The organism is Pseudomonas mercuritolerans (assembly GCF_025706525.1).
GTDB classification, from domain to species: domain Bacteria; phylum Pseudomonadota; class Gammaproteobacteria; order Pseudomonadales; family Pseudomonadaceae; genus Aquipseudomonas; species Aquipseudomonas mercuritolerans.
Genome location: NZ_JAMSHA010000004.1, coordinates 255,583 through 267,541 on the forward strand (window position 1 = coordinate 255,583; position 11,959 = coordinate 267,541).

General features: G+C 61.7%; 9 protein-coding genes. 7 read left to right on the forward strand and 2 right to left on the reverse strand.

Going from position 1 to position 11,959, the window contains the following annotated elements; translation table 11 throughout:
• Positions 1-14 precede the first annotated feature (14 nt).
• Positions 15-2,768 (reverse strand): response regulator, encoded by a 2,754-nt coding sequence (locus ND528_RS13265; RefSeq protein WP_130912608.1) that lies wholly within the window; start codon positions 2,766-2,768, stop codon positions 15-17.
• A 206-nt stretch (positions 2,769-2,974) separates the two neighbouring features.
• On the opposite strand from ND528_RS13265, the gene ND528_RS13270 reads away from it, so the two are divergent.
• From ND528_RS13270 to ND528_RS13300, 7 genes are all read left to right on the forward strand, one after another.
• A complete protein-coding gene (locus tag ND528_RS13270; RefSeq protein WP_263470493.1) occupies positions 2,975-3,697 on the forward strand; it encodes a response regulator transcription factor in 723 nt (240 codons plus the stop codon).
• Entirely contained in the window at positions 3,684-5,108 is a 1,425-nt protein-coding gene (locus ND528_RS13275) for a sensor histidine kinase (RefSeq protein WP_263470494.1), read from the forward strand. Before ND528_RS13270 ends, ND528_RS13275 begins: the two co-directional genes overlap by 14 nt.
• A 210-nt stretch (positions 5,109-5,318) precedes the next feature.
• Entirely contained in the window at positions 5,319-6,221 is a 903-nt protein-coding gene (gene cysM / locus ND528_RS13280; RefSeq protein ID WP_041479583.1) for a cysteine synthase CysM, read from the forward strand.
• On the forward strand, positions 6,221-7,597 hold the full coding sequence (rlmD, locus tag ND528_RS13285; RefSeq protein ID WP_263470495.1) for a 23S rRNA (uracil(1939)-C(5))-methyltransferase RlmD: 1,377 nt from the start codon (positions 6,221-6,223) through the stop codon (positions 7,595-7,597). The genes cysM and rlmD overlap by 1 nt, the downstream gene beginning before the upstream one ends.
• Before the next feature lie 101 nt (positions 7,598-7,698).
• Positions 7,699-9,942, forward strand: a complete 2,244-nt coding sequence (gene relA, locus ND528_RS13290; protein WP_039757831.1) for a GTP diphosphokinase — start codon at positions 7,699-7,701, stop codon at positions 9,940-9,942.
• Between the two features lie 127 nt (positions 9,943-10,069).
• The gene (gene mazG, locus ND528_RS13295; protein ID WP_024013963.1) at positions 10,070-10,903 is read left to right on the forward strand and encodes a nucleoside triphosphate pyrophosphohydrolase; all 834 of its coding nucleotides are present in this window, start codon (positions 10,070-10,072) and stop codon (positions 10,901-10,903) included.
• A gap of 26 nt (positions 10,904-10,929) precedes the next feature.
• Positions 10,930-11,472 (forward strand): DUF2058 domain-containing protein, encoded by a 543-nt coding sequence (locus tag ND528_RS13300; RefSeq protein WP_016773645.1) that lies wholly within the window; start codon positions 10,930-10,932, stop codon positions 11,470-11,472.
• A gap of 68 nt (positions 11,473-11,540) precedes the next feature.
• Here ND528_RS13300 and ND528_RS13305 read toward each other — a convergent pair whose 3' ends face one another.
• Positions 11,541-11,729 (reverse strand): hypothetical protein, encoded by a 189-nt coding sequence (locus ND528_RS13305; RefSeq protein WP_016773646.1) that lies wholly within the window; start codon positions 11,727-11,729, stop codon positions 11,541-11,543.
• Positions 11,730-11,959 lie beyond the last annotated feature (230 nt).

Consider the following 11,959-nt stretch of genomic DNA (forward strand, 5'->3'; position numbering starts at 1 on the left):
TGCCTTGCCGCAGGTCAGGCGCTGATGCGCGCCTGCGCCGCGAGTCGATTGATCGAGCGCTCCAGTTCATCCAGTGCGGCGGCGGCTTTCGGATCGTCCTGCTTGAGCAGGGTTTCGCTGCGCTGGCAGGCGGCGCGCAGTTGCGGCACGCCGCAATAACGGGTCGCGCCATGCAAACGGTGCACGCGTTCGAGCAGGGCATTCTGGTCGTGGCTGTCACGCGCAGCGCGAATCGCTTCGCGGTCGGCCTCCAGCGAGGCCAGCAGCATGGCGAGCATGTCCGCCGCCAGATCCGCCTTGCCGGCCGCCAGACGCAAGCCTTCTTCATGATCGAGCACCGGCAGTTCCTGCTGACTCGCCGCGCTGTCGCCGCTGCGCTCCGGCGCCTGATTGCGCAGGGCCAGTCCGGTCCACTTCAACACCACCTGCGCCAGTTGCCGCTCGCTGATCGGTTTGGTCAGGTAGTCGTCCATGCCGCTTTGCAGCAGCGCGCGTTTTTCGTTGGCCATGGCGTGGGCGGTAAGGGCGACGATCGGCAGCGGCGTGCAATGCCGTTCGCTTTCCCACTGGCGAATGGTTTCAGTGGTCTGGCGTCCGTCCATGCCGGGCATCTGCACGTCCATCAACACCAGATCGAAGGATTCGCTCTGCACGGCTTTGACGGCCGCGTAACCGCTTTCGACCGCGAGCACTCGGGCGCCCATGTCTTCGAGCAGGGTCTGCACCAGCAGCAGATTGGCCGGGTTGTCGTCGACACACAGCACGCGCGGCGCACGGCTGGACAGCGGCTCGCCCGGTTCGCTGCGGGTCTGGCGCGGATTGACCAGATCGGACAACGCCCGGCGCAGCTTGCGGGTACACGCCGGTTTGGCTTGGAGCTGGCTGTGCGGGTTGGGCACCGACAGATGAAACAGCGTCTGTTCGGTGGTCGGGCACAGCACCAGCACTTTGCAGCCCAGATGTTCAAGGTCCCAGATGTGCTGGTTCAAGCGTTCCGGGAGCATGTCGTTGCTGGTGATGCCGATCACCGCCAGGTCGATCGCCTGATCGGTCTGATGCGCGCCGGTAACGCCATTGCTCAGGCTCTCCAGAGTGTTGAACGGCGTAACTTGCAGTCCGCAGTCTTCCAGCTGATGTTGCAAGGCCTGACGCGCCAGTTCGTGATTTTCCAGCACCGCCACACGGCGCCCGAGCAGCGGCGCGGCGGGCAGGTCTTCGGCGTCGTCGCGAGTCTTGGGCAGGCTCAGGCTGATCCAGAATTCCGAACCTTCGCCCGGCGTGCTGTCGACGCCGATCTCGCCGCCCATCTGCTCGATCAGGCGCTTGGAGATCACCAGCCCCAGGCCGGTGCCGCCGGGTTGGCGCGACAGCGAATTGTCGGCCTGACTGAAAGCCTGGAACAGCGCGCGGACATCCTGACTGGACAAACCGATGCCGGTGTCCTGAATGCTGATGCGCAGTTGCACGCTGTCTTCGTGTTCGTCTTCGAGCATTGCCCGAGCGACGATGGTGCCTTCGCGGGTGAACTTGATCGCGTTGCTGACCAGATTGGTGAGGATCTGCTTCAGGCGCAGCGGATCGCCGACCAGCGACAGCGGCGTATCGCGATAGACCAGGCTGACCAGCTCGAGCTGCTTGGCGTGCGCTGCCGGGGCGAGGATGGTCAGGGTGTCCTGCAACAGGTCACGCAGGTTGAACGGAATGTGGTCGAGCACCAGTTTGCCGGCCTCGATCTTCGAGAAATCGAGAATCTCGTTGATGATCCCCAACAGGCTGTCGGCGGACTTTTCGATGGTGCCCAGATAGTCGAGCTGGCGCGGGGTCAGTTCGCTTTTCTGCAATAGATGAGTGAAGCCGAGAATGCCGTTGAGCGGCGTGCGGATCTCGTGGCTCATGTTGGCGAGGAATTCGGATTTGATCCGGCTGGCTTCCAGCGCTTCTTTGCGCGCCAGGTCCAGTTCGATGTTCTGGATCTCGATGGTTTCCAGGTTTTGCCGCACGTCCTCCGTGGCCTGATCGACGCTGTGCTGCAATTCTTCACGAGCGTTCTGCAGGGTGCCGGCCATGCGGTTGATACCCGAGGCCAGTTCATCCAGTTCCTGACTGCCGAGGGGCGGCAAGCGGGTTTCCAGATGACCGTCCTTGAGTTGCGCGACCGCTTGTTTGATCTGGCTCAGCGGACGGTTGATGGTGCGGCCCATGCGCAACGCGAGGAGGGCGGCGCCAGCAAGTCCGGCGGCGATCAGCAGCAGGCTGGCGAACAGGCTGCGATAGCCGCGCAGCAACATGCCGTTGTGCGACAGCTCCAGCTCGACCCAGCCGAGCAGGCGTTCGGATTCTTCGGGAATGATTTCGCCGGCGAGGTTGCGGTGCTTGCCGAACACCGGCATCAGGTAGCGCGTCGCGTCATTGCCGCTGCGTCGTTGCAGCAGCGCGCTGTCACCGCTCGGGGCCTGATTGAGCATGGTCGGCCCGGCGTGGGCCAGTGGCGAGCGGTCCGCCGCGAGGAAGGTCACTGCGCGCACGTCGGGTTGTTCAAGGGACTGGGTGGCGATGCGTTCAAGCAGATCGGCATCGCCGTGACCCATTGCCGGCGCCACCAGTGGCGCCAGTTGCTCGGCGATCATTTCGCCGCGCTGCATCAATTGGCTTTGCAGGTCGGTCTGCTGCGTCCAGGTGAAATAGCCACCCAGCACCAGCGCCATCAGGCTGGTCGGCAACAAGGTCAGCAACAGCACGCGACCTTTGATTCCCAGTTTCTTGAGCACGCCTATCTCCCGCATCCCGCTGATCTGTTGACACATGCGTGCATCCGGCACGCGACATGGGCGCAGTGTAGCGATTTGCAGGCGGGCAATCTTGCGGAAAATGCAGCGCCGCCCACGCACTCGTTCGTCCGACAGGCCAAGCTTGTGTTGCCCGCTGTCGGACAATCTTGAATAATCCGCCAACTGAGAATTACTTGCAGATACTCATGACTCCTGTTTCCGTTGGCCAGCCACGCATCCTTTCCATTGAAGACGATCCGGTCCTCGGCGCGTATGTGCACGAGCATCTGGGCCGCAGCGGTTTTCAGGTGACCTGGTGCCAGAACGGCCAGGAAGGTCTGAACATCGCCCAGCGTCAGCCTTTCGACGTGGTGCTGATGGATATTCTGCTGCCGGGTCTCGATGGCCTACAGTTGTTGACGCAATTGCGTCAGAGCCATTCGACGCCGGTGTTGCTGATGTCGGCGCTGGGTGCCGAGGCCGATCGCATCAGCGGTTTCCGCCTCGGTGCCGATGACTATCTGCCCAAGCCGTTCAGCATGGCCGAGTTGCATGTGCGCATCGAAGCGATCCTGCGCCGCGTGGCGCTGGATCGGCGCCCGCCTGCGGTTACCGCCGCGGTGGTCAGCGGTACCTTGCGTTTCGATGACGAACAGTGCGATGTGTTTTTCCGCGAGCAAGCGGCGGGGTTGACCCGCAGCGAATTCCGTCTGCTGGAAACCCTGCACCGCAACAACGAGGAAGTGCTGAGCAAGGCCTTCCTTTATCAGCACGTCCTGCAACGCGGCTTTGCGGCGCACGACCGCAGCCTCGACATGCACATCAGCCAGATCCGCCGCAAACTCAAAGCCATCGGTTACACCGAGCGTGAAGTGCGCACGGTGTGGGGCAAGGGCTATGTCTTGAGTGGCGCCGATGAAACTGTCTGAACTGCCGGGGCGGCATTCGCTGTTCTGGAAACTGGCGTGCCTGCTGGTGGCGTTCTGTCTGCTGATGATCTGGTTGAGCTGGTCGTGGGGCCGTTACATGGAGGAGCGCAATCAGTTTCTCTCCAGTGACGCGCGCAGCACCCTCAGCCGTTACGCCGCGCAAGCCGAACAGGCGTGGCAGCGCGGCGGGCGCAATGGCGTGGATGACTGGTTGCAGAGCATGGAATTGCGCGAGGCCAGTTGGGTCGGCGTGATCGGCGCTGATTTGCAGTCGCTGAGCAGCCAGCCGTTGAACGCGGCAGAGGTGCAGCACCTGACCTTTTTGCGCGGCCTCGACTGGCCGATCCACAAGAAGGGCCGACCTTGGCTGAGGGTACCGTTCCCTCAGGATCCGGCCGCCGGCATCCTCGTCATCGAGCTGCCTGAACGTTTTGTGCCAGGCAAGTACCGGGTGTTCTGGCGGGTGATCACCAACGGTGTGATTCCCGGGCTGTTCACTCTGTTGCTCTGCGTCGGCCTGTATCGCCTGTTGGTGGTGCCGCTGAACAACCTGCGCGAACAGGCCAACGCCTGGCGCGCCGACCAGTTGAATGTGCGCCTGTCGAGCGGCATCACCCAGCGCCCGGATGAGCTCGGTGAGCTGGCGCGGGCCTTCGATTCCATGTCCGAGCGCCTGCAAACCACGGTCGCCTTGCAGCAGCAGCTGTTGCGCGACTTGTCCCACGAACTGCGCACGCCGCTGAGCCGCCTGCGCGTGGCCAGCGAAAGCGAACAGGGCCTGTTGCAACTACGCGAGCGCATCGGCCGCGAGGTCGACGGCATGCAACGTTTGGTCGAAGACACCCTGCAACTGGCCTGGCTCGACACCGACCGCTCACCGTTGCCGGATGAAGCGATCCAGATTCAGGCGCTGTGGGAAATGCTCACCGACAACGCCTGCTATGAAAGCGGCTGGCCGAGTCTGCAACTGCAGTGCTCGGTCGAAGCATCGTGCTGGGTGCGCGGCAACCTCAACACTCTGGCGCAAGCACTGGAAAACATTCTGCGCAATGCCATTCGTCACTCGCCCGAGGGCGGGATTGTGCGTCTCGATGCACGGCGCGATGGCGAGTATTGGCATTTGTGGCTGGAGGATCAGGGCGGCGGCGTGGCTGACGAAGATCTGCAGCGAATCTTTTCGCCGTTCATTCGATTGGACGGATCAAGGCCCGGGGATGGTGGGTTTGGGCTGGGATTGAGCATTGCGCGCAATGCGGTGCAGCGCCAGGGCGGGTTGCTCTGGGCGGAAAACGCGGGGGCGGGGCTGCGGTTGAATTTGCGCTTGCTGGCGGATGATGGTGTTGCGCCGACTGACGCTATCGCGAGCAGGCTCGCTCCCACAATGGATGTACATTCACCGCAGATCGCATAAGCAACATTCATCCCCTGCGGGAGCGAGCCTGCTCGCGAATTCCAAGCATCACCACGAGAACTGAGTGTTGCGCAAATAAAAGTCGCACCACTGGCGCGACTTTTATTTGCTTATTCCCATAAACCATAAGCACCGCACTTTGCGTGATATGGCCTGCGCGGGTTTGCCGGTATGATAGGCGCCCCCGCACGTCTGGATTGCGAATACGCCATGACCCTGCAGTACCCAACCATCGCCGATTGCGTCGGCAACACGCCGCTGGTGCGTTTGCAGCGCCTGCCCGGCGCCACCAGCAACACCCTTTTGCTCAAGCTCGAAGGGAACAACCCGGCGGGTTCGGTCAAGGACCGCCCGGCGTTGTCGATGATCACTCGCGCCGAGTTGCGCGGGCAGATCAATCCCGGCGATACGCTGATCGAGGCGACCTCCGGCAATACCGGTATCGCTCTGGCGATGGCCGCTGCGATCAAGGGTTACAAGATGATCCTGATCATGCCGGACAACTCCAGCGCCGAGCGCAAGGCGGCGATGACCGCGTATGGCGCCGAGCTGATTCTGGTGACTCAGGAAGAGGGCATGGAAGGCGCCCGCGATCTGGCCCAGCGTATGGAAGCCGAAGGCCGTGGCAAGGTGCTCGACCAGTTCGCCAATGGCGACAACCCGGAAGCGCACTACACCACTACCGGCCCGGAAATCTGGCGTCAGACCCAGGGCAGCATCACCCATTTCGTCAGTTCGATGGGCACCACCGGCACCATCATGGGCGTGTCGCGCTACCTCAAAGAGCAGAGCGACAGCGTGCAGATCGTCGGCCTGCAACCGATGGAAGGCTCGGCCATTCCCGGCATCCGCCGCTGGCCGCAGGAATACCTGCCGAAGATTTATCAGGCTGACCGCGTCGATCGCATCGTCGACATGGCGCAAAGCGAAGCCGAAGACGTTACCCGGCGCCTGGCCCGCGAAGAAGGCATCTTCTGCGGCGTGTCCTCGGGCGGTGCGGTGGCAGCGATGCTGCGCCTGTCCAGAGAAGTTGAAAACGCGGTGATCGTCGCGATCATCTGCGACCGTGGCGACCGTTACCTGTCGACCGGCATTTTCGACGCGCCCAACTGATGGCAAAGCACGAACGAGGCCTGCGCTTCCAGCCTACCGGCGGCAGCAAGGCGCCACAGATCCCGACCGGCAAAAAGCAGCGCTTGAGTATCGAGCGCCTGGCCAATGACGGTCGCGGTATCGCGTTTTTCGAAGGCAAGACCTGGTTCGTCCTCGGCGCCCTTGCCGGTGAAGAGGTCGAAGCACGGGTGCTCGGCGCCCACGGCAAAGTGGTCGAGGCGCGTACCGAGCGCGTGTTCACGGCCAGCGAATTGCGGCGCCCGGCAGCATGCCCACACTTCGGCCGCTGTGGCGGTTGCAGCGTTCAGCATTTGCCCCACGGCGAACAGCTCGCCCTGAAACAGCGCATGCTCGCCGAGCAATTGTCGCGGGTGGCCGGTGTCGAACCCGAAGAGTGGGCGGCGCCGCTGACCGGCCCGGAATTCGGTTACCGTCGGCGCGCGCGGATCGCCGTGCGCTGGGACATGAAGGCAAAAAAACTCGAAGTGGGTTTCCGCGCTGCTGGAAGTCAGGACATCGTCGCGATCAGCGAATGCCCGGTGCTGGTACAGCCCTTGCAGCCGATCATGACCCGCTTGCCGGAGATGCTGCGGCGCTTGAGCAAACCGCAGGCGCTGGGCCATGTCGAGCTGTTCAGCGGCTCATCACTGGCGCTATTGCTGCGGCACATGGCGCCGTTGTCCGAAGCGGATCTGAGCATCCTCAAGGATTTCTGCCAGTTCCACGAGGCGCAGTTGTGGCTGCATGGCGAAGGTGAACCGCAACCGGTCGAGGCCGGTCAGAGCCTCGGTTATCGCCTGGAACAGTGGGATCTCGAGCTGGCTTATCGGCCGGGAGATTTCGTTCAGGTCAACGCCGGGGTCAACGAAGCGATGATCGCCCAGGCGCTGGACTGGCTGAAACCGACGGCTGAAGAACGCGTGCTCGACCTGTTTTGCGGGTTGGGAAATTTTGCGCTACCGCTGGCCAAAAGCGTCCGTGAAGTGGTGGCGGTGGAGGGCGTGCAGACCATGGTCGAGCGGGCCGCTGCCAACGCCGTCAGTAACAATTTGCATAACACAAAGTTTTTTCAAGCCGATTTATCCCAGCCTTTGAGCGATGCCCAGTGGATCGGAAACGGCTTTTCTGCGGTACTCTTGGACCCACCGCGTGACGGTGCTTTCGAGGTGGTGCGCAAGCTCGCGACCCTGGGTGCCAAGCGGTTGGTATACGTGTCGTGCAACCCGGCCACGCTGGCGCGCGACACGCAGGAATTGATCAAGCAGGGCTACCGGTTAAAACGTGCCGGGATTCTCGATATGTTTCCTCAGACGGCACATGTCGAGGCCATGGCGTTATTTGAAGCGAGCCAGGACGGCTCGTCTGAATCCGTCTGATCTGTCCGCGCAGCGCTCGCCTGAGCCCCGCGAGCGCGAACGGACACTGAGGATCAGCGATTTGACGCATTGAATCTGCGTCGTAGGGAAGGTAAAGCAGCATGGTACAGGTGAGAGCACACCAGCCGATCAACACCGACGGCAGTATCAATCTTGAGGCCTGGCTCGATCACGCGGTCAGTGTCGATCTGGCACTGGATCGCGAGGCCTTGAAAGAAGCCTGCGAGTTCGCTCGCGAGGCCGAACAGCAGTCCAATGCGAAGAAGAACCTGTGGGCCGAAGGCTCCGGCAGTTTCAGCACGGGCCTTGAGATCGCCGAGATCCTCGCCGACCTCAAGCTCGATCAGGATTCACTGGTCGCCGCCGTTTTGTATCGTGGCGTGCGCGAAGGCCAGATTGAACTGGCAGCCGTCGGCCAGCGCTTCGGTCCGGTGGTGGCCAAGCTGATCGACGGCGTGCAGCGCATGGCGGCCATCAGCGCCAGCCTCAGCCCACGGCAATCGATGGTCATGGGCACGCAAGGGCAGGTCGAGAACCTGCGCAAAATGCTCGTGGCCATGGTCGATGACGTACGCGTTGCGCTGATCAAACTGGCCGAACGCACCTGCGCCATCCGTGCGGTGAAAACCGCCGACGATGAAAAGCGCAACCGCGTCGCTCGCGAAGTCTTCGACATCTATGCGCCGCTGGCCCATCGCCTCGGCATCGGTCATATCAAATGGGAACTGGAGGACTTGTCCTTCCGTTATCTGGAACCCGATCAATACAAGCAGATCGCCAAGTTGCTCCACGAGCGGCGGCTGGACCGCGAGCGTTTCATCAGCGACGTGATGACCCAGCTCAAGGACGAACTGCAGGCCACCGGCGTCGACGCCGACATCAGCGGCCGGGCCAAACACATCTACTCGATCTGGCGCAAAATGCAGCGCAAGGGTCTGGAATTCAGCCAGATCTACGACGTTCGCGCGGTGCGCGTGCTGGTGCCGGAAATGCGCGACTGCTACACCGCGCTCGGCATCGTCCACACCCTGTGGCGGCACATCCCGAAAGAATTCGACGACTACATCGCCAACCCGAAAGAGAACGGCTACCGCTCGCTGCACACGGCGGTGATCGGTCCGGAAGGCAAGGTCCTCGAGGTGCAGATCCGCACCCATTCCATGCACGAGGAGGCCGAACTCGGCGTTTGCGCGCACTGGCGCTACAAGGGCACCGACGTCAAATCCGGTTCGAACCATTACGAAGAGAAAATTTCCTGGCTGCGTCAGGTCCTCGAATGGCATGAAGAGCTGGGTGATATCGGCGGTCTGGCCGAACAGTTGCGCGTCGATATCGAGCCTGATCGGGTTTACATCTTCACTCCCGACGGTCACGCCATCGATTTGCCGAAAGGCGCGACGCCGCTGGATTTCGCCTATCGCGTACACACCGAAATCGGCCACAACTGCCGGGGCGCGAAGATCAACGGCCGTATCGTGCCGCTGAACTACAGCCTGCAGACCGGCGAGCAGGTCGAGATCATCACCAGCAAGCACGGCACGCCGAGCCGCGACTGGCTGAACCCGAACCTCGGTTACGTCACCACCTCGCGGGCGCGGGCGAAGATCGTTCACTGGTTCAAATTGCAGGCTCGCGATCAGAACGTTGCGGCCGGTAAAACCCTGATCGAGCGCGAACTCAATCGCCTCGGCCTGCCGGCGGTGGATTTCGACAAGCTGGCTGAAAAGGCCAACATGAAAACCGCCGAAGACATGTTCGCCGCCCTCGGTGCCGGCGACCTGCGTCAGGCGCATCTGGTCAACCTTGCGCAGCAACTGGTTGAACCGGAGCGTGGCAACGAGCAACTGGAACTGATCCCGCGCAAGGCGACCGGTTACAAGCCGGGCAAGCGCGGCGATATCCAGATCCAGGGCGTCGGCAATCTGATGACGCAAATGGCCGGTTGCTGCCAGCCACTGCCGGGCGATGCGATCGTCGGTTACATCACCCAGGGCCGGGGCGTGAGCATTCACCGCCAGGACTGCGCCTCGGTGCTGCAACTGGGCGGGCGCGAACCGGAGCGGATCATCCAGGTCAGTTGGGGGCCGGTGCCGGTGCTCACCTATCCGGTGGACATCATCATCCGCGCCTACGACCGTTCCGGCCTGCTGCGTGACGTCTCGCAGGTGCTGCTCAACGAGCGCATCAACGTGCTGGCGGTCAACACCCGTTCGAACAAGGAAGACAACACTGCGCTGATGTCGCTGACCATCGAGATCCCCGGTCTGGATGCGCTGGGGCGGTTGCTGGGGCGGATTTCGCAATTGCCGAACATCATCGAAACGCGGCGTAACCGTACCCCGTGATGTGGTTTCTCTGTGGGAGCGAGCCTGCTCGCGAAGAGGGCGTGTCAGTCGACATCTTTGTTGCAGACACAGCGCTTTCGCGAGCAGGCTCGCTCCCACAATGGTTCTGTGGTGAGACAGAAAAATGATGTACAGCCTCGAAGACCTGCTCCACCTGATGTCCCGTCTGCGCGATCCGCAGTTCGGTTGTCCGTGGGACATCAAGCAAACCTACGCGACCATCGTCCCGCACACCCTCGAAGAAGCCTATGAAGTGGCCGATGCCATCGAACGTGGCGATCTCGATCACTTGCAGGGCGAGTTGGGCGATCTGTTGTTTCAGGTGGTGTATTACAGCCAGTTGGCCAAGGAAGAGGGGCGGTTCGAATTTGCCGGGGTGATCGACAGCATCACGCGCAAACTGATCCGCCGTCATCCGCATGTGTTCCCGACGGGCGATCTGTACGCGCCGCTCGACGTGCCGCGCTTGAGCGAAGAGCAGGTCAAGCAGCGCTGGGAAGAAATCAAGGCCGAAGAGCGTGCCGAGAAAGCCTCGGCGCCCGAGCAGTTGTCCTTGCTCGACGACGTGCCGGCCACATTGCCGGCACTGTCGCGCTCGGCCAAGTTGCAGAAGCGCGCCGGGCAGGTCGGTTTCGACTGGCCGGATGCCTTGCCGGTGCTCGACAAGGTGCGCGAAGAGCTCGATGAAGTGCTCGAAGCCATGTCGGAAAATGATCCGGTGGCGGTGGCCGACGAGATCGGCGATCTGCTGTTTTCCGTGGTCAATCTGGCCCGGCATCTGAAGGTCGATCCGGAAACCGCCCTGCGCGGCGCCAATGGCAAGTTTGAACGACGTTTCCGTTTTATCGAACAGGCATTGCGCGACACCCACCGTCCCATGGAAGATTGCACCCTCGAAGAGTTGGACGCCCTGTGGGGCGAAGCCAAACGCCAGGAAAAGAATGAGCCCAGCTGCGGCTGAGCCGTTGCCCAAGTGAGTAAGCATTGATGAGCCTTTCCCTTCGCGACCAGTTGCTCAAAGCAGGCCTGGTCAACCAAAAGCAGGCCAAGCAGGTCAGCAAAGACAAGCAAAAGCAACAGCGCCTGGCCCACAAAGGCCAGGCCGAGCTGGACGATTCGCAGCAGCGCGCCGCCCAGGAAGCCATGGCCGAGAAGGTCAAGCGCGACCAGGAGCTGAACCGTCAGCAGCAGGAGAAGGCCGAGGCCAAGGCCCGCGCCGCGCAGGTCAAGCAATTGATCGAGGTCTCGCGTCTGCCCAAGCTGACCACCGAGGACTACTACAACTTCGTCGACGACAAGAAGGTCAAGCGCATCTCGGTCAACACGCTGATGCGCAACAAGCTCAGCAGCGGTTCGCTGGCGATCGTGCACCACAATGGCGGCTATGAAGTGATTCCCCGTGAAGCGGCGCTGAAGATCCAGGAGCGCGACCCGCAGCGCATCGTCCAGCTCAACGTGCAGACCGAAGAGGTCAACGCCGAGGACGATCCGTACGCGGCGTACCAGATCCCTGATGATCTGATGTGGTAAATCCACGGCTGTAACAACGACGAACCCCGCTCATGGCGGGGTTTGTCGTTTTCAAATGCTGTGTTGTTTCAGGCGGACTTCAGTTCTCTTTGCTGTTCCTGCACTTCCAGTTCGGCCTTGTAGTTATGCGCATCTATTTCGTTGTGGAACATGCCGACCAGCAAGTCTTGTTGATGCACATCCCAGATACGGATGCCGGCGGCCAGGCCTTCGTGGGACATGTGTGAATCGTCGCGTTCAGTTACTTTTACAGTCATCTGCTAGCTCCAGATCTCAAGTTACTGCACCAAGGCGTGTGCAGGACTCTGTTATAGGATTTGTTAGCCAGCTAAGTAAACTGCCGATTGGCGCAAGGTGTTGTTGCGGATTTCGCAACAAAGCTGCAGGCCGCGTAAACCGCGACATTCGGTCGCAGGGTGGTAAGTTTCATGACAGAAGTTTCATCTCCAGACCCATGCGAACCCTTGTGTAGGAGCTGCCGAAGGCT